Here is a 19,669-nt window from a genome sequence, read left to right on the forward strand (position 1 = left end):
AAGAAGGTGGGGAATTCCATGAGCAGTCATCACCAGGACAAGGCGAACTTTCTCGAACGCCTGATTTTCAACAACCGCCCGGCAGTGATCTTCATCTGCTTGCTGGTCAGCGTCTTCCTGTTCTGGCAGGCGACCCTGATCCGACCCTCCACCAGCTTCGAAAAGATGATTCCGCTCAAGCACCCGTTCATCGAGCGGATGATGGAGCACCGCAATGACCTGGCCAACCTGGGCAACACCGTGCGCATCTCGGTGGAGGCCAGGGACGGCGATATCTTCACCCAGGAATACATGGAGACCCTCAGGCAGATCAACGACGAGGTGTTCTACATCCCGGGCGTCGACCGCTCCGGGCTCAAGTCCCTGTGGAGCCCCAGCGTGCGCTGGACCGAGGTCACCGAGGAAGGTTTTGCCGGCGGCGAGGTGATCCCGCAGAGCTACAACGGCTCCGCCGCGAGCCTCGACAAGCTGCGCAACAACGTGCTCAAGTCCGGCCAGGTGGGGCGCCTGGTAGCCAACGATTTCAAGTCCAGCATCGTCGATATTCCACTGCTGGAGTCCTATCCGGACCCGCAGGACCAGGGCAAGCTGCTGGCCCTGGACTACCAGAAGTTCTCCCACCAGCTGGAAGAGAAGATCCGCGACAAGTTCGAGGCGCAGAACCCCAATGTGAAGATTCACATCGTCGGTTTCGCCAAGAAGGTCGGCGACCTGATCGACGGCCTGATCATGGTGGTGCTGTTCTTCGGCGTGGCCTTCGTCATCACCCTGGTGCTGTTGTACTGGTTCACCTGGTGCATCCGCAGCACCATCGCGGTGCTGATCACCACCCTGGTGGCGGTGGTTTGGCAGTTGGGGCTGATGCATGCCATCGGTTTTGGCCTGGATCCGTACTCGATGCTGGTACCGTTCCTGATCTTCGCCATCGGCATTTCCCATGGGGTGCAGAAGATCAACGGCATCGCCTTGCAATCCAGTGATGCCGACAACGCCCTGACCGCAGCGCGGCGCACCTTCCGCCAGCTGTTCCTGCCGGGAATGATCGCGATCCTGGCCGATGCCGTGGGTTTCATCACGCTGCTGATCATCGATATCGGGGTGATCCGCGAACTGGCCATCGGCGCTTCCATCGGCGTGGCGGTGATCGTGTTCACCAACCTGATCCTGCTGCCGGTGGCGATTTCCTATGTCGGCATCAGCCAGCGCGCCGTGGAGCGTAGCAAGAAGGATGCTTCCCGCGAGCATCCGTTCTGGCGCCTGCTGTCCAATTTCGCCAGCCCCAAGGTCGCTCCCGTGTCCATTGCCCTGGCCCTGGTGGCCTTCGGTGGCGGTCTCTGGTACAGCCAGAACCTGAAGATCGGCGACCTCGACCAGGGCGCACCGGAGCTGCGTCCGGATTCGCGCTACAACAAGGACAACAACTTCATCATCAGCAACTATTCCACCAGCTCCGACGTGCTGGTGGTGATGGTCAAGACCGCCGCCGAGGGCTGCTCGCGCTACGAAGCCATGGCGCCGATCGACGAGCTGATGTGGAAGATGCAGAACACCGAGGGCGTGCAGTCGGCGATCTCCCTGGTGACCGTGTCCAAGCAGATGATCAAGGGCATGAACGAGGGCAACCTGAAATGGGAAACCCTGTCGCGCAACCCCGATGTGCTGAACAACTCCATCGCCCGCGCCGACGGCCTGTACAACAACAACTGCTCCCTGGCCCCGGTGCTGGTGTTCCTCAACGACCACAAGGCCGAGACCCTCAATCGCGCTGTGCATGAGGTGCAGGAGTTCGCCAAGGAAAACAACAAGGATGGCCTGGAGTTCATCCTGGCCGCGGGTAACGCGGGGATCGAGGCGGCCACCAACGAGGTGATCAAGACCTCGGAGCTGACCATCCTGATCCTGGTGTACATCTGCGTGGCGGCCATGTGCATGATCACCTTCCGTTCCTGGGCGGCGACCCTGTGCATCGTCCTGCCGCTGGTGTTGACCTCGGTACTGGGGAACGCGCTGATGGCCTTCATGGGCATCGGGGTCAAGGTGGCGACCCTGCCGGTGGTGGCGTTGGGCGTGGGCATCGGTGTCGACTACGGCATCTACATCTACAGCCGCCTGGAAAGCTTCCTGCGCGCCGGGTTGTCGTTGCAGGAGGCCTACTACCAGACCCTGCGGTCCACCGGCAAGGCGGTGTTGTTCACCGGCCTGTGCCTGGCCATCGGCGTGTGCACCTGGATCTTCTCGGCCATCAAGTTCCAGGCCGACATGGGCCTGATGCTGACCTTCATGCTGCTGTGGAACATGTTCGGCGCGTTGTGGCTGCTGCCGGCCCTGGCCCGCTTCCTGATCCGCCCCGAGAAGCTGGCGGGGCAGAAGGGCAACTCGCTGTTCGCCCACTGATCGGCAGATGTCTCCCCAAGCCGCAACCCCACGAGGTTGCGGCTTTTTCATGGGCGCATGATCGGGCTTCGAGGAGGCGCAATACTGGCCCGACCGCCCCGCGCCAATCGGCTATCATTGCGCCTTTCCAACTGATGATTGATCGCCATGACCGCTGCTACCGACACCTTGCTCAACGCTCTCCAGGCCTGCGACATGCTGGAGATCGATGGCCTGCACGCCTTCGACTTCTCCCTCGACGACCAGCAATTGCTGATCGAATGCATGGATGGTCGCGCCGCCAAGCGCTGGAGCTTCACCCTGGCCCAGGTGCAGGCCGCGAACTTCGACCAGGCCTTGCAGAGCTGGGTCGTGGAGGGCGACAGCGGCGAGCACCGCCTGGTATGCATGAGCGCGTTCAGTGCCCGTGACGAAGAGGAAGATGACCATGAAGATGCGTAATTTCTGGCCGCTGCTGATCGCTGGCAGTGTCGGTGCCATGGCGGTGCAGGCCGCGCCGGTGGAGACCCAGGAACTGCTGGTGGGCTCCTACACCCAGGGCCAGAGCCAGGGGTTGTACCGCCTGCGCTTCAACGAGCGTACCGGGCAGATCGATCCCAAGCCGCTGCAGGTGGTCAAGAGCTCCAACCCGTCCTGGCTGACCCTGTCCAAGGACCTGAAGTTCGTCTTCGCGGTGAACGAGAACAGTCCGGGCCAGGCCGACCCCATCGGCCGGGTCAGCAGCTACAGCCTGGCTCCCAAGACCCATCAGCTGAGCCTGATCAACCAGGTGCAGAGCCAGGGCAACGAGCCGACCCATTCCAGCTTGAGCGCCGATGGCAGCTACCTGTTCGTCAGCAACTATTCGGTGGACGTGGACCCGGGCGGCAGCCTGGCAGTGGTTCCGGTCAGCGCCGATGGCCATCTGTCGCCGGTGGTGCAGCTGAGCAGCCACCCGGCCAGCCGGGTCGACCCCGAGCGCCAGCAGTCGGCCCATGTGCATTCGTCGGTATCGTCGCCGGATGGCAAGTTCCTGTTCGCCAACGACCTGGGGGCGGACAAGATCTTCGTCTACCGCTATGACCCCAAGGCCAATCCGGAGCACCCGCTGAGCGCCGCCGATCCGGCCTTCGTCCAATTGCCGCCGGGTAGTGGCCCGCGCCATTTGCTGTTCAGTGCCGATGGCAAGCATGCCTACCTGACCATGGAGATGAGCGCCCAGGTGGCGGTGTTCGACTACCAGGACGGCAAGCTGACCCAGCGCCAGATCCTTGACCTGGCGGCCAACGCCGGCAAGGAGAAGAAGGCCGCCGGAGCCCTGCATGCCTCCAAGGACGGCCAGTACCTGTACGTGAGCAACCGTGGCACCGCCAACCAGCTGCTGGTGTTCGCCATCGACCCGGCCAACGGCCAGCTCAAGGAGATCCAGCGCCGCTCGGTGGAGGGCGATCACCCACGGGAGTTCAGCCTCGATCCGAGCAACCGCTATGTGCTGATCGGCAACCAGAAGAGCAACCAGATCGTGGTGATCGAGCGTGACGCCAAGACCGGTTTCCTGGGCAAGACCGTGCAAAAACTGCCGTTCGATGCCCCTAGCGATATCAAGTTCCTGGTGCGTCAATAAGCCGCAGGCCCCGGCATCCGGGGCCTGAGCGCTTCTATTAATGGCGCTGATATCGGCTACTGGTGCAAAGAATTTTTTCCCGCCAACCCTCGATAGTAAGTTTGCTCCACGGCCCACACGGGCAAGCCAGCCAACCGAATACGAGGGTTACCCCATGAATTTCAATCTCTTCTCCGTGATCGCCGCCTCGGCCATTTCCGCCAGCGTGGTCCTGCCTGCCGGCGCCAACGTGGAAATCAGCCAGAAGAAATCCGCCACCAACACCTACACCGAGAAATACCTGCAACAAAGCGCCAACTTCTATGCCGCGCTGGATCACAAGTCCCATAGCTGAGCCCGGCTCGTCCATATCCAGGTATGCAGGAGCGACATCACTGGTGCAGTGCTGTCGCTCCTGCATGACCTATTTGCGACCAGGCGCACAGGACGGCGAATTTTGCTTGGTAGTGTCACATCGCCATGTGTTTAAATTTGGCGCTGAATTATTGACTCTTTCCCGAGCAAGGATCGATAGCATGGTGATGCGTCTGACTGTGGTTCTGCTGTTGCTCTATTCCAGCCCCATCCTGTCTTCCGCGCAGCCGGTGGAAGGCGAACCCGAAACCTCCCGCGAACGCCTGGCCAGCCTGTTGCAAGACTGAGACGGGCGGGGCTCATCAATGGCCTGGCGCTGGTTCCTGCTGGGTAGCCGGCTTTGCGCGGTGGGGTTGCGAGCGCTTGCCCGGCAACTCTAGATTCACGATCCGCCTGCCGCGCCATGCTCCCGGTCAAGCCAGGGCGAATGCCACCGCCGCCTGGGCGTGCAGCTCAGTGGTATCCAGCAGCGGCAGGGGGCTGTGCTCCGGCTTGAGCAGCAGGCCGATTTCGGTGCAGCCGAGAATCACCGCCTGGGCCCCGCGGGCCTGCAGCGACTGGATGATCTGCTGATACTGCCTGCGCGATTGTTCGCGGATCACACCCACGCACAACTCTTCATAGATGATCCGATGCACGACCTGGCGCTGCTCGGCGTCCGGCACCAGCACTTGCAGGCCCTGGTCGGCCAGGCGCTGCTTGAGGAAGTCCTGCTCCATGGTGAAGGCCGTGCCCAGCAGGCCCACCTTCAGGGTGCCGGCGGCCAGCGCCGCCTGGGCGGTGGGGTCGGCAATGTGCAGGAAAGGCAGGTTCGTCGCCGCCTGGATCGGTGCGGCCACCTTGTGCATGGTGTTGGTGCACAGCACCAGGCAGTCGGCGCCGCCGGCCTCCAGGCGCCGGGCGGCGTCCACCAGGATCGCCGCTGCCGCGTCCCAGTCTCCGGCGTGCTGGGCCCGTTCGACAGGTCCGAAGTCGACGCTGTACATTAGCAGCCGCGCTGAACGCAGGGCGCCCAGGCGGTCGCGGACCTGCTGGTTGATCAGGCGATAGTATTCGGCGCTGGACTCCCAGCTCATGCCGCCGATCAGGCCGATGGTGCGCATCTGTTACTCCTTGGGTCGTGTTGGATGCGGCTCAGTCTGGCTTGCTCAAGGCCAGCGATCTATCAGGAAATTTCACATGCCCCAGGTGCTTGAACATCGCTTGCTGGACGGCCAGCTGGTCCTGCAACTGCTGCCGGCTGCGGCCTACAGCGCCCGTGACCCGGTGCAATGGCAGACCCTGGGCGTGGCCCTGGAGCGCCAGCGCGGAGTGCATGCGATCGGCTCCGACCGGCGTGAGGATTTCGACACCTGGCCCGGAACCCTGGCCCTGACGCCCAAGGGTATCGAAGTGTTTTCCGAATCCGCAGAAGGTGGTGAGTACCTGCTGGCCCGTTGGCAGGGGCCGCTTTGGCCGGACGCCGTCGAGCGGCGCCTGCAGAGCCCCGGACATGCCCGTGCCTTGGCCTTGGGGCGCGAGGCCCGGCGGTCGTTGTTAATGCCGCAGCCCGACGAACTGGCCCTGGAGCAGTGCGCCCTGGCCTTTGTCGGCTTGCCCTGGCAGCCCACCACCAAGCCACCGGTGGCCGATCTGCGCCGGGTACTGCAGCGAATGGCCGATGAGTACGCCCAGCCCTTGTCCCTGGCGCAACTGGCCGTCACCTATGGGCATAACGAGTTGCGCCTGCTGCGGGACTTCAGTCGTGGGGTGGGCATGACGCCCCATGCCTGGCTCACCGAGATCCGCCTGCAAGCGGCCCGGCGCTTGCTGGAACACAGCGACCTGCCGTTGGCAGCCATTGCCCAGGACTGCGGTTTTGCCCATCAATCGCACCTGGGCAGTGCCTTGCGCAAGGGCCTTGGGTTGACGCCACGCCAGTACCGTTTGCGGTTCCAGCAGCGCGAGCCGTGACGGCTACATCTGCAGGTTGATCCAGCCCGGCTTGGCTTCCTCCGGAGCCACGGCGTCGATCTTCTTGCCGGTGGCGGCCTCCACCCGGCGCGCCACTTCCGGATCGTCGGCGAAAGGAATCAGGCTAGCCTCGTCCAGGCTCTTGGCGCTCTGGTGGCGCAGGCAGTACTCGATGCAGAGGTAGAGAAACACCACCCCCAGCAGGTTGAACAGAATGTCCATGACGGTCTTGCTCCCTGGAATGAAAACGCCGGCCCGGGGCCGGCGTCTGGAGGTGCATCAGGCGATCCGGGCGTCGCTCAGCGCCAGCCGGGAATCGGCCACGCGCACGGTGCGCCAGGTGTTGTAGGCCATCAGCAGCATGCCGCTGAGGAAGAACACGCCACCGGCGAAGCGCACCACGAAGCCCGGATGGCTGGCCACCAGGCCCTCGACGAAGGAATAGGTGAGGGTGCCGTCTTCGTTGACCGCGCGCCACATCAGGCCCTGGGTGATGCCGTTGACCCACATCGAGGCGATGTAGAGCACGGTGCCGATGGTGGCCAGCCAGAAGTGCAGGTTGATCAGCGGCACGCTGTGCATCTGCTCGCGGCCGAACACCTTGGGCACCATGTGGTAGATGGCGCCGAAGGTGATCATGGCTACCCAGCCCAGGGCGCCGGCGTGTACGTGGCCGATTGTCCAGTCGGTGTAGTGGGAGAGGGCGTTGACGGTCTTGATCGCCATCATCGGGCCTTCGAAGGTCGACATGCCGTAGAACGCCAGCGACAGCACCAGGAAGCGCAGGATCGGGTCGGTGCGCAGCTTATGCCAGGCGCCCGAGAGGGTCATCATGCCGTTGATCATGCCGCCCCAGCTCGGAGCCAGGAGGATCAGCGACATGGCCATGCCCAGCGATTGCGCCCAGTCCGGTAGCGCGGTGTAGTGCAGGTGGTGCGGGCCGGCCCAGATATACAGGGTGATCAGCGCCCAGAAGTGCACGATCGACAGGCGATAGGAATAGACCGGGCGGCCCACTTGCTTGGGTACGAAGTAATACATCATCCCCAGGAAGCCGGTGGTCAGGAAGAAGCCCACGGCGTTGTGGCCGTACCACCACTGGACCATGGCATCGGTGGCCCCGGAATACACCGGGTAGGATTTGAACCAGTCCACCGGGATCGACAGGTGGTTGACCACGTGGAGCATGGCGATCACCAGGATGAAGGCGCCGAAGAACCAGTTGCCGACATAGATGTGCTGGCTCTTGCGCTGGACCACGGTGGTGAAGAACACGATGCCGTAGACCACCCAGACCACCGCCATCCATACCGCGCCGGCGAATTCGATCTCGGCGTATTCCTTGGTGGTGGTGTAGCCCAGGGGCAGGGTGACCAGCATGATCACGATCACCGATTGCCAGCCCCAGAAGGTGAAGGCTGCCAGCGTGTCGGAGTACAGCCGTACCTGGCAGGTACGCTGCACCGCATAGTAGCTGGCGGCGAACTGCGCGCTGCCGGCGAAGCCGAAGATCACCAGGCTGGTGTGCAGCGGCCGCAGGCGCCCGAAGGTGGTCCACGGCAGGTCGAGGTTCATGTCCGGCCACACCAGCTGCGAGGCAATCCATACCCCCATGGCCATGCCGATCACACCCCATACCACTGTTGCGACGACGAATTGGCGAACCACCTTGTAGTTGTAGGCCTGTTCGAGTGTTGCTGAATTCATGGTCAATGCTTCCACGGTTGCAGAGTCTTGCCAGGCCACCCGGTCTGGCACGGGGTGCACTGTAGGAACCATGGACAAAACAAAACAGGCTCAGAAAAACAGCAATAATACGGATCAGATTTTCCTCAAGGCAGGCTGGATATCACAGCTACTGATATGGTTTTTTAGTTTTTACCTGGATCTGTAACGATCTGCGCCGCAAGCGCATAGTCGCCGCCTCACCCCAACGCGCCGTTGGGTCCTGTAGCGCAAGCTCGTCGAGCGAACACCAGGCAAGGCCATGACCGGCACGGCCCGAGCGGGCTGCCTGCGATGCCGGAGTGCCTCGCCATGCCACGGCTGTTCCGCGGTCCGGATGTCGCCGGTTTTGGGTACAGGGCCCGCAGCACGACCAGTACCGATGAGGACGAGGTAGGCACATGTATCAGTACGACGACTATGACCGGGCCCTGGTCTTTGAGCGGGTGGCGCAGTTTCGCGACCAGGTGGAGCGCTTCATGGAGGGCCAGCTGAGCGAGGAGGAGTTCCTGCCCCTGCGCCTGCAGAACGGCCTGTACCTGCAACGGCACGCCTACATGCTGCGGGTGGCGATCCCCTACGGTACCCTCAGCGCGCGGCAGATGCGCACCCTGGCCGGCATCGCCAGGGACTACGACCGTGGCTACGGGCACTTCACCACCCGTCAGAACCTGCAGTTCAACTGGATTGAGCTGACCCAGGTGCCGGATATTCTCGAGCGCCTGGCCGCGGTGGAAATGCACGCCATCCAGACTTCGGGCAACTGCGTGCGCAACATCACCACCGAGGCCTTCGCCGGGGTCGCCGCCGACGAGTTGCTGGACCCGCGCCCGCTGGCGGAAATCCTTCGCCAATGGTCGACCATCAATCCGGAATTCCTGTTCCTGCCGCGCAAGTTCAAGATCGCCATCTGTTCGGCGGAGCAGGATCGCGCGGCGATCATGATGCATGACATCGGCCTGTACCTGTATCGCGCCGCCGACGACCAAATGCTGTTGCGGGTAATGGTCGGCGGCGGCCTGGGCCGCACCCCGATCCTCAGCCAGCAGATCCGCGAGGGCTTGCCCTGGCAGCACCTGTTGTCCTACGTCGAGGCGATCCTGCGGGTCTACAACCGCCATGGCCGGCGTGACAACAAGTACAAGGCGCGGATCAAGATCCTGGTCAAGGCCCTGGGCATCGAGGCGTTCGCCCGTGAAGTGGAGGAGGAGTGGCAGCACCTCAAGGAGGGGCCGGCGCAGCTTACCGAGGACGAATACCAGCGGGTTGCCAGCGCTTTCGTGCCGCCGATCTACGAACACCTGGGGGGCACCGACCTGGAATACGGCAGTCGCCTGGCGGAGGACGCGGGTTTCGCCCGCTGGGTGGCCCACAACGTGCAGCCGCACAAGGTCCCGGGCTACGCCAGCGTGGTGCTGTCGACCAAGCCGGGGTTGGCCGCGCCACCGGGGGATGTCACCGGATTGCAGATGGAGGCGGTGGCCGAGTGGTCGGAGCGTTTCGGCTTCGGCGAGATCCGCATCGCCCATGAGCAGAACATCGTCCTGCCGGATATACCCAAGTCGCAGCTGTACGAGCTCTGGCAACTGGCCTGCGACAAGGGCCTGGGTACCCCCAACGCCGGCCTGCTGACCGACATCATCGCCTGTCCGGGCGGCGACTTCTGTGCCCTGGCCAACGCTCGCTCGATTCCCATCACCCAGGCCATCCAGCAGCGTTTCGATGACCTGGACTATGTGCATGACCTGGGGGACATCAGCCTGAACATCTCCGGCTGCATGAATGCCTGCGGTCATCACCACATCGGTAATATCGGCATCCTTGGGGTCGACAAGAACGGCCAGGAGTGGTTCCAGATCACCCTCGGCGGCGCCCAGGGCAAGGACAGCGCCCTGGGCAAGGTGATCGGCCCGTCGTTCAGCGCTGGGGAAATCCCCCTGGTGATCGAGCGCATCATCGGCACCTTCGTGCGCTATCGCGAGAGCGACGAGCCGTTCCTCGATACCTTGCAGCGCATCGGCCTGGAGCCGTTCAAGGAAAGGGTCTATTCCAAGGCGCAGGAGCTCTCGGCATGAACAACCTGTTGAGCTTGCAGGATGGCGAGGCGCGCCTGGTGGAGGACGATCCCTGGAGCCTGGTGCGCGGTGTCGACGATCCCTTGCCCGAAGGGCCGCTGATCCTGCCGCTGGCCCGTTGGCTGATGCGCCGCATCGAGCATCATCCGGCCCGGGACGGTGTCTGGCTCGGCCCGGACGACGAGGTGGAAAGCCTCAAGCCCTGGCTCAAGTTGATCCCTGTGGTGGCGGTGGACTTTCCCAGCTTTCGCGATGGCCGGGGCTACAGCCAGGCCTACCTGCTGCGTACCCGCCTGGGCTGGATGGGCGAGCTGCGGGCCGTGGGCGATGTGCTGCGCGACCAGTTGAGCCACATGCGCCAATGCGGTTTCGACAGCTTCGCCGTGCGCGAGGACAAATGCGCCCTGGATGCGCTCAAGGGCCTGGCGGGCATGAGCGTGCTCTACGGGCGTTCGGTGATCGAGCCGCGCCCGCTGTTTCGCCGGCGCTAGGAGGTGTTCGTGGCGTCGTCGGCCGGCGGTTCGAGGGTGGCGGCGCAAGTGCAGGCTTTTGGCTATACCTGTAGTTCCCCTAGCCAGTCCATGGCTGCTTCACCTACAGGAGTTATCCATGAAGCTTGCACTGACCCTCAGCACGCTGTGCCTCGCCACTCTCGCCATGGCGGGGTGTTCCAGCAACGAGACCCGGCCCGAGGACTATTCCGGGTTTCTCAGTGACTACAGCCTGCTCAAGGAGGCCAAGTCGCCGTCCGGGGTGCAGGTCATGCGCTGGATCGACCCCAAGCTCAAGCTGGATCAGTATCGCAGTGTGTACATCGAGCCCACCCAGTTCCATCCGCAGCCACAGCCGACGGTGAAGATTCCCCAATCCACCCTGGCCGGCATCACCCGCTACTACGATGAAGCGCTCAAGCGCGAGCTGGGCAAATCCATGCCGCTGGCAACCGGTCCCGGGCCGGGCGTGGTGGTGGTACGGGCGGCGATCACTGCGGTGAGCAGCAAGACCGAAGGGCTCAAGCCCTATGAAATCATCCCGGTGGCCCTGGTGGCGGCTGCGGTGAGCACCGCCAGTGGTATCCGCGACCAAGAGACCACCCTGGGCACCGAGGCGGCCTTCCTCGACGGTGGTGATGGCCGGGTGATCGCCGAGGTGGTGCGCAAGGGCACCGGCAAGCCGTTGGCGAACGATACCCAGGTGATGCAGGCCAGCGATGTGCAGAGCGTCATCGATAGCTGGGCTTCGGACCTGCACCAGTCCTATGTGCAACTGAAGAACAAATGAGCCGCGTAGCGCTGCCCCGGCCAGGCCGGGGCAGCACTTTCAATAACGGCTACGCGCCAGCTGGTTGTAGTGATAGAGCATCTGGTCGTAGCCCTGGGTCACGGCGTGGAAGTCCTCGCCCAGGCGTTGCGGCTCGGCATGCTGCAGCCAGTCCCGGTGCAGGGTGTCCAGGGCCTGCAGGTAATGCTGGCTGGGGGCGGCGATCAGTTGCCAGAGGTACAGGGCTTCGCGGGTTTCCTGGTCCTGGATGCTGCCGATGAACTGTTGCCGGGCCTCCCAGGCCTGGCGCAGTTCCTGGGTGGCCTGGGTCAGTTGCGCCGGGGTCAGGGTGCGCTGGCGGATACCGTCGTCGAGCAAGTCCATGGTGCTTCTGGCCTGGATCATGTAGTTGAGCAAAGCCCAGTGGACGTTACGGCCCAGGCGCTGCTCCAGGCGTTGCAACTGCTGGGGGCGATGCTCGACATCCTGCGGCAGTAGCAGCTGGCGGACAGCATTCGAGGCTTGCAGATAGTCCGGAGCCTGGATCTCTAATTGCCGTACCAGTTCATCGAGCTTTGCCTCATCCAGCGTTCGACCAAGCCCCAGGCGGTGCATGTGTGCATCCTTGGTCAAGGCGACGAAGCGCGCGAGCACTTGCTGGTAGCGTTCGGTGGCGGCCAGCAGGGGGTTGCCGGGGTCGAGGCGGCGCAGTTTGGCGCCAATGTCGCCACTGCAGGAGCTGCGATAGGCCAGATCGATGTCCGGGCCGCCCTGGCTGCTCAGGTCATAGGCTCCAGGGGCTGTCGAGCGTGGCTTGCCCTCGGCCAGGTAGGCCTGGTGCACCATGCGCCAGGGCACATCCACCTGGTTCATGCAGTCGATGATCGGATTCAGGGCATTGGCCTGGGCGGTGTAGGGGCTGTCCCGGTTATCGAGCCAGAGGCCGATTTGTCCCAGCTGCGTGCCGGAGCCAGCCAGCCCGAACAGGGTCAATCCCAGGCCCAGGCTGATCGCAAACAACCAATTGGGGTTCATGGCGTGCCCTCCCGGCCGTACCACTGGGCGCTGGTGGCCGGCGCGGCGCAGCCCGGGGCATTGGCCGGCATCCGTGCGCACAGGCGTTCGCTCCATTGTTGCAGGCCCTGGTTGGCGGTGACCGTGCCGTAGTCGCCCACCAGCTTGATCGCCACCAGGGCGATGGCCAGCAGCACACAGCCCAGCCCGCCCAGCAGGCGTCGTTGCCAGGGCGCGAGCTGACGCCAGGAAATACCGTGCTTGACCTCGATATTGCGCGCCAGGGCGACGCTCGGCAGCACTGCCAGGTAAACCATCGTGCTGATCGGGCCGCAGATGTAACCCAGGACCGGGCCGAGCACGGCCACCGGCAGCAGGTCACGCAGGGGCAGCAAGCGTTGGCCGGGATTCAGCCAGCCTGGCAGGCGGTTGCCAAGACGATGGTCGTGGGCCCACAGGCAATCGGCCAGGGGTTGCCAGAGCCAATGCAGGAGCGCCGCGGAGCCAGCGAAACAGGCGCTCCAGAACAGCGTGACCCCGATGATCTCTCCCAGGCTGTTGCCTTGTGGGGCGTAGCGGGCCACGGCTCCTGCCAGGCAGGCGCTGAACAGCGCCAGGTACATCGGCCAGGAGTCGAACGCGAATTCCCAGTCACGCCAGAAGAATGGGGTGCCACCCGGCATCTCGGCCGCCACCTGCGGGTAATAGGCGTGCAGGTGCGAGCTGAGCTTGCGGCATGCGGCCCAGTCCTCTTCGGCGAGGCGTCGGGCGAAGGCTCGGCGGCGCTGCAGGCTGATGGGTGCCAACAGCAAGTAGGCCGCTCGTTGCTCCGGCGAGGCCGGTGGTTGGCTGGCCAGAGCTCGCTGGTTGGCGATGAATGCCAGGCCTTCCTCACGCACCAGCAGGCGGTTCCATTCGTGTTCGGGGCAGAGGTTGTCTTTTCCGCGCTTCCAGCCTTGGCCGAGGCACAGGGCCTGGAACAGCGTGCTGGACCAATAGGGGTTGTCCGCGAGCATTTGCGCCAGGCACTGATTGAACCAGTGGCGCTGGTCCAGCTCATCCAGCCAGCCGTGGGTGGCGCGGTTGGCATAGCTGTGGAGGAAGGCTTCGTCGTCCTGTCGGTCCAGGGCGCTGCGCAGGGATTGTTCCAGGGCCTGGCGGCATTGGCGCAGCAGGGCGTCGGTGAGGTACTCCGGCAGGTCCAGGTGTTGCCAGGCGCTCAGCCAGTGGAAGGTTTCGAAGCCCCAGGCCAGTAACTGCCCGGACTGTTCCGGGCGCTCCACGCAATGGCGCAGCAGGCCCAGTTCGAACTCCAGTGCGCAACCGCTGGCGATCGCTTGCTCATGGCGTTGATCCAGTTGCTCGATACGAATCCCTTCCAGCAGCGGGGCGACCCGCTGCGCCGGAGTCAGTTGCACGGTGGGTTTTACTGTCGCCAGGTTATCGGACGGCTCATCGGCCGCGCCGGTATCGGGCTCTGGTTCTTCGTCCAGCCACTGCGCCTGCTCCATGGCTTGCTCATAGGCATCGCGCAGGCGCTGGAAAGCCTCCGGGTCTTCGTCCGGGCGGGTCTGTTTCAGCAGCTTGGCGTAATGGCGCTTGATCGTGCGGGTGTCAGGGGTGGCCGGCAGGCCGAGCAGGGTCCAGCAACTCATTGGTCGGTACGACTCCGTGAAAACCGCGGCGGGGCTCGTTAGTGGCGCGATGATACTACGGTCTACAACCGATCCACGAGAAAAAACCAAGGGGTGGATGCGGCGAGAAGGGCGGGATGCCGAAGCTGCTACTTAATGTGCTTTGTATTCATGACCATTCATTTTGAGTGGTTTATTTAAAGTTATTTCTAGAATAGAAAAAATATATATAAAACATATAGATAGGGTTGTTATGTGATCTTGTTTGTACGTTTTTTCTCGACTCTGGATGAGGTTTTTTCGGGAGCGTCCGTTTCCAGCTCCTTCTGTTGCGGGTAGCGGCGATGCCGTCATGGCTTGTCCATGGAGCTGCGAAGTCCCTGGATAGAGTGAGAACCGTGCGTTGGCCGCCGCTAACGGCCGCGGGGCTTGTTGGACAATTTATCCAGCGGGCATAGGTGCTTGCGCCGTTTCATGCTTAACTTCGGCCTCTCGACGATTTTCCATCACTCCCGCAAAGGACTCCGCTCATGGCTCAAGTCACCCTCAAAGGCAATCCGGTCCAGGTCAACGGCCAACTGCCGCAAGTCGGCTCCAAGGCACCTGCATTCTCCCTGGTGGGCGCCGGCCTCGCCGATGTCTCCCTGGCCAGCCTTGCCGGCAAGCGCAAGGTGCTGAACATCTTCCCAAGCGTCGACACTCCGACCTGCGCGACCTCGGTGCGCAAGTTCAATGCCCAGGCCAATGACCTGGTCAACACCGTGGTGCTGTGCATCTCCGCCGACCTGCCGTTCGCCCAGGCGCGCTTCTGCGGCGCCGAAGGCCTGGAAAACGTACAGAACCTGTCGACCCTGCGTGGCCGCGAATTCATCGAGAACTACGGCGTGGCCATCGCCGACGGCCCGCTGGCCGGCCTGACCGCCCGTGCCGTGGTGGTACTGGATGAAAACGACCAGGTACTGCACAGCGAGCTGGTCAAGGAGATCGCCGAGGAGCCGAACTACGACGCTGCCCTGGCCGTGCTCAAGTAAGGGCTTTTACAATTATTCACGGCCTGGCTTGCCCAGGCCGTTTTTATTTGTGCTTCAGTAAGTTAGCGACACACTTTGAAAACGTCAGGCAAAGGTAAATTGCCGGTAAAGGCCCTTTGCTAAAACCGCTCTAGTGCTTATCTTTCAGCCTTCTCAAAAGACTCTCCCACGCGCCCAATGGTTGATCACTCCATGCAATCCTCTGCTACCCGCAACTCCCGCCGCTGGCTGTTCGGCCTGTTTGTCCTGCTGCTGGTCGCTGGCCTGTGCTGGAAATTCTGGCCAGCCAGCAGCACCCACAAGGATGCGGCGCAGCAGAAGGCCGCCAGCGGGCATACCGGCCGCAGCGGTAGCGTGCGTCCCGGCTTCGGTGGCGCCAGTGGGCCGATCCCGGTGCGGGTGCTGCCGGTGACCCGGGGGGATTTCCCGCTGTACTACAAGGCCCTGGGTACGGTGACCGCGCTGAACACCATCAACGTGCGCAGCCGGGTGGCGGGAGAGCTGGTCAAGGTCAACTTCGAGGAAGGGCAGATGGTCAAGGCTGGCGACCTGTTGGCGCAGATCGATCCGCGGCCCTACCAGAACGCCTTGCTCCAGGCCGAGGGCACCCTGTTGCAGAATCAGGCGCAGTTGAAGAACGCCCAGATCGACCTCGAGCGCTATCGCGGGCTGTATGCCCAGGACAGCGTCGCCAAGCAGACCCTGGACAACGCCGTGGCGCTGGTGGGCCAGTACCAGGGCACGGTCAAGACCAACCAGGCGGCGGTCAACGATGCCCGGCTCAACCTCGAGTTCACCAATATCCGCGCGCCCATCGCCGGGCGCCTGGGCCTGCGCCAGCTGGACGTGGGCAACCTGGTGGCGGCCAATGACACCACGGCGCTGGTGATCATCACCCAGACCCAGCCCATCAGCGTGGCCTTCACCCTGCCGGAAAACAGCCTGGAAACCGTACTCGCCCGTTATCACGGCGGCGCTCGGCTGCCGGTGGAGGCCTGGGACCGTGGCGACCTCAAGTTGCAGGCCAGCGGCGTGCTGCAGAGCCTGGACAACCAGATCGACACTACGACCGGCACCCTGAAGTTCAAGGCGCGCTTCGATAACCGCGACCAGGGCCTGTTCCCCAACCAGTTCGTCAACGTGCGCCTGCTGGCCGACACCCAGAAGAACGTGGTGCTGGCCCCTTCGGCGGCGATCCAGTTCGGTACCAACGGCACTTTCGTCTATGCCATGGATGGGGACCACAAGGTCAAGATCCAGCAACTCAAGGTCGGCGCCAGCAACGGCGACTCGACGGTGATCACCGAGGGTCTCAAGGCGGGCGATCGGGTGGTGATGGAAGGGACCGATCGCCTGAAGGATGGCAGCGAGGTGGAAGTGGTCAATGACGCCATCGATGTGCCGACCACTCCGACCGAACACCTGCAAGGCCAGCCTGCGGGCCCGGCCAGTGCCCCGGCCAATGCCAAGCCGGTCGATGGCAAGGCACAAAAGGCCGGCGCATGAATTTCTCGCGGCTGTTCATCCTCCGTCCGGTAGCCACCACCCTGAGCATGCTGGCCATTGTCCTGGCCGGCCTGATCGCCTATCGCCTGCTGCCGGTCTCGGCCTTGCCACAGGTGGACTACCCGACCATCCGGGTCATGACCCTGTACCCCGGAGCCAGCCCGGATGTGATGACCAGCGCGGTCACCGCGCCCCTGGAACGCCAGTTCGGGCAGATGCCGGGCCTGACCCAGATGGCCTCCACCAGCTCCGGTGGCGCTTCGGTACTGACCCTGCGCTTCAGCCTCGATATCAATATGGATGTGGCCGAACAGCAGGTGCAGGCCGCGATCAACGCCGCCACCAACCTGCTGCCCAAGGACCTGCCGGCACCGCCGGTGTACAACAAGGTCAACCCGGCGGACACCCCGGTGCTGACCCTGGCCATCACTTCCAAGACCATGCTGCTGCCCAAGCTCAATGACCTGGTGGACACCCGCATGGCGCAGAAGATCGCCCAGATCAGCGGCGTGGGCATGGTCAGCATCGCCGGCGGCCAGCGCCAGGCCGTGCGGATCAAGGTCAATCCCGAGGCCCTGGCGGCCAACGGCCTGAACCTTTCGGACGTGCGTACGCTGATCGCCGCGTCCAACGTCAACCAGCCCAAGGGCAACTTCGACGGCCCGACCCGGGTGTCGATGCTCGACGCCAACGACCAGCTGACCTCGCCCAAGGACTATGCCGAGCTGATCCTGGCCTACAAGAACGGCGCGCCCTTGCGCCTCAAGGATGTGGCCGAGATCGTCGATGGCGCCGAGAACGAGCGCCTGGCCGCCTGGGCCAACGAGAACCAGGCGGTGCTGCTGAACATCCAGCGCCAGCCCGGGGCCAACGTCATCGAGGTGGTGGACCGGATCAAGGCCATGCTGCCGAGCATCACCGACAACCTGCCGGCGGGCCTGGATGTCACCGTGCTGACCGATCGCACCCAGACCATCCGCGCCTCGGTCACCGATGTGCAGCACGAACTGTTCATCGCCATCGCCCTGGTGGTGATGGTGACCTTCCTGTTCCTGCGTCGGGCCAGCGCCACCGTGATCCCGTCGATCGCCGTGCCGTTGTCGCTGATCGGCACCTTCGGCGTGATGTACCTGGCCGGGTTCTCGGTGAACAACCTGACCCTGATGGCGTTGACGATTGCCACCGGCTTCGTGGTGGATGACGCCATCGTCATGCTGGAGAACATCTCGCGCTTCATCGAGGAGGGCGACAGCCCGTTGCAGGCGGCGCTCAAGGGAGCCAAGCAGATCGGCTTCACCCTGATCTCCCTGACCTTGTCCCTGATCGCGGTGTTGATCCCGCTGCTGTTCATGGCCGATGTGGTCGGGCGGCTGTTCCGTGAGTTCGCCATCACCCTGGCGGTGGCGATCCTGATTTCCCTGGTGGTGTCCCTGACCCTGACCCCGATGATGTGCGCGCGGTTGCTCAAGCCCGAGCCCAAGGAGCACGAGCAGGGGCGGTTCTATCGCGCCAGCGGCGCCTGGATCGACTGGCTGATCGCAGGCTACGGGCGCCAGCTGCAATGGGTGCTCAAGCACCAGTTCCTGACCTTGCTGGTGGCCATCGGCACCCTGGCGTTGACGGTATTTCTCTACCTGATAGTGCCCAAGGGCTTCTTCCCGGTGCAGGACACCGGGGTCATCCAGGGGATTTCCGAGGCGCCGCAATCGGTGTCCTTCGCCGCCATGAGCCAACGCCAGCAGGACTTGGCCAAGGTCATCCTGCAAGATCCGGCGGTACAGAGCCTGTCATCCTACATCGGGGTCGACGGCGACAACGCCACCCTCAACAGCGGCCGCCTGCTGATCAACCTCAAGCCCCACAGCCAGCGCGATCTCAGCGCCGCCCAGGTGATCGCGCGGTTGCAGCCGCAAGTGGACAAGCTGCTGGGCATCCGCCTGTTCATGCAGCCGGTACAAGACCTGACCATCGAAGACCGGGTCAGCCGTACCCAGTACCAGTTCAGCCTGTCGTCGCCCGATGCCGACCTGCTGAGTCTGTGGAGCGGTCGCCTGGTGGAGGCCCTGGCCCAGCGTCCCGAGCTCATCGATGTGGCCAGCGACCTGCAGGACAAGGGCTTGCAGGTGTACCTGGTGATCGACCGTGACGCCGCCTCCCGGCTGGGAGTCTCGGTGTCGAACATCACCGATGCCCTGTACGACGCCTTCGGCCAGCGACAGATTTCCACCATCTATACCCAGGCCAGCCAGTACCGGGTGGTGCTCCAGGCCCAGGCCGGGGAGCGCATCGGGCCTCAGGCCCTGGACCAGATCCACGTCAAGACCACCGATGGCGGGCAGGTGCGCCTGTCCAGCCTGGCCCATGTCGAGGAGCGCCAGGCTCAACTGGCGATTGCCCATATCGGCCAGTTTCCGGCGGTGATGATGTCCTTCAACCTGGCGCCCGGGGTGGCGCTGGGCGAGGCGATCAAGGTCATCGAGCAGGTACAGCGGGAGATCGGCATGCCGGTGGGGGTGCAGACCCGCTTCCAGGGCGCGGCGCAGGCCTTCCAGGCTTCGCTGTCCAGTACCTTGCTGCTGATCCTGGCGGCGGTGGTGACCATGTACATCGTGCTCGGCGTGCTCTACGAGAGCTACATCCACCCGGTCACCATCCTTTCCACCTTGCCTTCGGCAGCGGTGGGGGCCTTGCTGGCGCTGATCCTCAGCGGCAACGACCTGGGCATGATCGCGATCATCGGCATCATCTTGCTGATCGGTATCGTCAAGAAGAACGCGATCATGATGATCGACTTCGCCCTCGATGCCGAACGGCACCAGGGTATGGATCCGCAGCAGGCCATCTACCAGGCGGCATTGCTGCGTTTCCGGCCGATCCTCATGACCACCCTGGCGGCACTGTTCGGCGCCGTGCCACTGATGCTGGCCACCGGTTCCGGCGCCGAGCTGCGCCAGCCCCTGGGCCTGGTGATGGTGGGTGGCCTGCTGGTGAGCCAGGTCCTGACCCTCTTCACGACGCCCGTTATCTACCTGTACTTCGACCGCTTGGGCCGCCGGTTTGCCAAGCCCGCCGTAGGAGAAGTGGTGTGAGGGGCGTGAGCGGCAAGTTGCAAGCTGCAAG

General features: G+C 63.6%; 17 protein-coding genes. 12 read left to right on the plus strand and 5 right to left on the minus strand.

The features are described 5' to 3' along the window. The first annotated feature begins 18 nt into the window (after positions 1-18). The 5 genes from AC3WK8_RS07110 to AC3WK8_RS07130 all read left to right on the plus strand — a co-directional run bounded on the left by AC3WK8_RS07110 (position 19) and on the right by AC3WK8_RS07130 (position 4,638). Positions 19-2,394, plus strand: coding sequence for an efflux RND transporter permease subunit (locus tag AC3WK8_RS07110; protein WP_103324243.1), 2,376 nt, complete (start codon positions 19-21; stop codon positions 2,392-2,394). A gap of 147 nt (positions 2,395-2,541) precedes the next feature. Further along, positions 2,542-2,835, plus strand: coding sequence for a DUF5629 family protein (locus AC3WK8_RS07115; RefSeq protein ID WP_022639023.1), 294 nt, complete (start codon positions 2,542-2,544; stop codon positions 2,833-2,835). After that, positions 2,822-3,997, plus strand: a complete 1,176-nt coding sequence (locus AC3WK8_RS07120; protein WP_022639022.1) for a lactonase family protein — start codon at positions 2,822-2,824, stop codon at positions 3,995-3,997. The genes AC3WK8_RS07115 and AC3WK8_RS07120 overlap by 14 nt, the downstream gene beginning before the upstream one ends. 154 nt (positions 3,998-4,151) lie before the next feature. After that, positions 4,152-4,331: a hypothetical protein gene (locus AC3WK8_RS07125; protein WP_103324242.1), complete on the plus strand. Its 180-nt coding sequence runs from the start codon at positions 4,152-4,154 to the stop codon at positions 4,329-4,331. 181 nt (positions 4,332-4,512) lie between these two features. Continuing rightward, the gene (locus AC3WK8_RS07130; protein WP_022639020.1) at positions 4,513-4,638 is read left to right on the plus strand and encodes a hypothetical protein; all 126 of its coding nucleotides are present in this window, start codon (positions 4,513-4,515) and stop codon (positions 4,636-4,638) included. Positions 4,639-4,764: 126 nt separating this feature from the next. Here the strand turns inward: AC3WK8_RS07130 and AC3WK8_RS07135 are convergent, their stop codons facing one another. Continuing rightward, positions 4,765-5,454 (minus strand): aspartate/glutamate racemase family protein, encoded by a 690-nt coding sequence (locus AC3WK8_RS07135; RefSeq protein WP_103324241.1) that lies wholly within the window; start codon positions 5,452-5,454, stop codon positions 4,765-4,767. A gap of 76 nt (positions 5,455-5,530) precedes the next feature. Here AC3WK8_RS07135 and AC3WK8_RS07140 point away from each other — a divergent pair, with 76 nt between their 5' ends. Beyond that, the gene (locus AC3WK8_RS07140; protein WP_085597482.1) at positions 5,531-6,304 is read left to right on the plus strand and encodes a helix-turn-helix domain-containing protein; all 774 of its coding nucleotides are present in this window, start codon (positions 5,531-5,533) and stop codon (positions 6,302-6,304) included. A 3-nt stretch (positions 6,305-6,307) separates the two neighbouring features. Here the strand turns inward: AC3WK8_RS07140 and AC3WK8_RS07145 are convergent, their stop codons facing one another. Together AC3WK8_RS07145 and ccoN are read right to left on the minus strand one after the other, a co-directional pair. Then, positions 6,308-6,526 carry a CcoQ/FixQ family Cbb3-type cytochrome c oxidase assembly chaperone gene (locus AC3WK8_RS07145; protein WP_085597483.1) on the minus strand — a complete coding sequence of 73 codons (219 nt, stop codon included), beginning with the start codon at positions 6,524-6,526 and terminating at the stop codon, positions 6,308-6,310. A 57-nt stretch (positions 6,527-6,583) separates the two neighbouring features. Next, positions 6,584-8,011, minus strand: a complete 1,428-nt coding sequence (gene ccoN, locus AC3WK8_RS07150; protein WP_053130401.1) for a cytochrome-c oxidase, cbb3-type subunit I — start codon at positions 8,009-8,011, stop codon at positions 6,584-6,586. Positions 8,012-8,430: 419 nt separating this feature from the next. Here ccoN and AC3WK8_RS07155 point away from each other — a divergent pair, with 419 nt between their 5' ends. From AC3WK8_RS07155 to AC3WK8_RS07165, 3 genes are all read left to right on the plus strand, one after another. Next, a complete protein-coding gene (locus AC3WK8_RS07155) occupies positions 8,431-10,104 on the plus strand; it encodes a nitrite/sulfite reductase (protein WP_103324240.1) in 1,674 nt (557 codons plus the stop codon). Beyond that, a complete protein-coding gene (locus tag AC3WK8_RS07160) occupies positions 10,101-10,595 on the plus strand; it encodes a DUF934 domain-containing protein (protein ID WP_022639017.1) in 495 nt (164 codons plus the stop codon). The genes AC3WK8_RS07155 and AC3WK8_RS07160 overlap by 4 nt, the downstream gene beginning before the upstream one ends. A 118-nt stretch (positions 10,596-10,713) precedes the next feature. After that, complete coding sequence (locus AC3WK8_RS07165) at positions 10,714-11,385, plus strand: DUF3313 domain-containing protein (protein ID WP_103324239.1); 672 nt, start codon at positions 10,714-10,716, stop codon at positions 11,383-11,385. A 39-nt stretch (positions 11,386-11,424) separates the two neighbouring features. On the opposite strand, the gene AC3WK8_RS07170 is transcribed toward AC3WK8_RS07165, so the two are convergent. After that, positions 11,425-12,399, minus strand: a complete 975-nt coding sequence (locus tag AC3WK8_RS07170; RefSeq protein ID WP_103324238.1) for a DUF3829 domain-containing protein — start codon at positions 12,397-12,399, stop codon at positions 11,425-11,427. Continuing rightward, positions 12,396-14,033: a molecular chaperone DnaJ gene (locus AC3WK8_RS07175; RefSeq protein WP_103324237.1), complete on the minus strand. Its 1,638-nt coding sequence runs from the start codon at positions 14,031-14,033 to the stop codon at positions 12,396-12,398. Before AC3WK8_RS07175 ends, AC3WK8_RS07170 begins: the two co-directional genes overlap by 4 nt. 509 nt (positions 14,034-14,542) lie before the next feature. Here AC3WK8_RS07175 and tpx point away from each other — a divergent pair. The 3 genes from tpx to AC3WK8_RS07190 all read left to right on the plus strand — a co-directional run bounded on the left by tpx (position 14,543) and on the right by AC3WK8_RS07190 (position 19,638). After that, entirely contained in the window at positions 14,543-15,043 is a 501-nt protein-coding gene (gene tpx, locus AC3WK8_RS07180) for a thiol peroxidase (protein WP_085597488.1), read from the plus strand. 177 nt (positions 15,044-15,220) lie between these two features. After that, positions 15,221-16,549, plus strand: coding sequence for an MdtA/MuxA family multidrug efflux RND transporter periplasmic adaptor subunit (locus AC3WK8_RS07185; RefSeq protein ID WP_103324236.1), 1,329 nt, complete (start codon positions 15,221-15,223; stop codon positions 16,547-16,549). Continuing rightward, positions 16,546-19,638, plus strand: a complete 3,093-nt coding sequence (locus AC3WK8_RS07190) for an MdtB/MuxB family multidrug efflux RND transporter permease subunit (protein ID WP_103324235.1) — start codon at positions 16,546-16,548, stop codon at positions 19,636-19,638. Before AC3WK8_RS07185 ends, AC3WK8_RS07190 begins: the two co-directional genes overlap by 4 nt. Positions 19,639-19,669: the final 31 nt, after the last annotated feature.

The sequence above is a fragment of the Pseudomonas sp. FW507-12TSA genome (assembly GCF_058781435.1).

Coding starts and splice junctions, on each gene's coding strand:
- AC3WK8_RS07110 (WP_103324243.1), top strand. CDS start 19: ATGAGCAGTCATCACCAGGACAAGGCGAACTTTCTCGAACGCCTGATT.
- AC3WK8_RS07115 (WP_022639023.1), top strand. CDS start 2,542: ATGACCGCTGCTACCGACACCTTGCTCAACGCTCTCCAGGCCTGCGAC.
- AC3WK8_RS07120 (WP_022639022.1), top strand. CDS start 2,822: ATGAAGATGCGTAATTTCTGGCCGCTGCTGATCGCTGGCAGTGTCGGT.
- AC3WK8_RS07125 (WP_103324242.1), top strand. CDS start 4,152: ATGAATTTCAATCTCTTCTCCGTGATCGCCGCCTCGGCCATTTCCGCC.
- AC3WK8_RS07130 (WP_022639020.1), top strand. CDS start 4,513: ATGGTGATGCGTCTGACTGTGGTTCTGCTGTTGCTCTATTCCAGCCCC.
- AC3WK8_RS07135 (WP_103324241.1), bottom strand. CDS start 5,454: ATGCGCACCATCGGCCTGATCGGCGGCATGAGCTGGGAGTCCAGCGCC.
- AC3WK8_RS07140 (WP_085597482.1), top strand. CDS start 5,531: ATGCCCCAGGTGCTTGAACATCGCTTGCTGGACGGCCAGCTGGTCCTG.
- AC3WK8_RS07145 (WP_085597483.1), bottom strand. CDS start 6,526: ATGGACATTCTGTTCAACCTGCTGGGGGTGGTGTTTCTCTACCTCTGC.
- ccoN (WP_053130401.1), bottom strand. CDS start 8,011: ATGAATTCAGCAACACTCGAACAGGCCTACAACTACAAGGTGGTTCGC.
- AC3WK8_RS07155 (WP_103324240.1), top strand. CDS start 8,431: ATGTATCAGTACGACGACTATGACCGGGCCCTGGTCTTTGAGCGGGTG.
- AC3WK8_RS07160 (WP_022639017.1), top strand. CDS start 10,101: ATGAACAACCTGTTGAGCTTGCAGGATGGCGAGGCGCGCCTGGTGGAG.
- AC3WK8_RS07165 (WP_103324239.1), top strand. CDS start 10,714: ATGAAGCTTGCACTGACCCTCAGCACGCTGTGCCTCGCCACTCTCGCC.
- AC3WK8_RS07170 (WP_103324238.1), bottom strand. CDS start 12,399: ATGAACCCCAATTGGTTGTTTGCGATCAGCCTGGGCCTGGGATTGACC.
- AC3WK8_RS07175 (WP_103324237.1), bottom strand. CDS start 14,033: ATGAGTTGCTGGACCCTGCTCGGCCTGCCGGCCACCCCTGACACCCGC.
- tpx (WP_085597488.1), top strand. CDS start 14,543: ATGGCTCAAGTCACCCTCAAAGGCAATCCGGTCCAGGTCAACGGCCAA.
- AC3WK8_RS07185 (WP_103324236.1), top strand. CDS start 15,221: ATGGTTGATCACTCCATGCAATCCTCTGCTACCCGCAACTCCCGCCGC.
- AC3WK8_RS07190 (WP_103324235.1), top strand. CDS start 16,546: ATGAATTTCTCGCGGCTGTTCATCCTCCGTCCGGTAGCCACCACCCTG.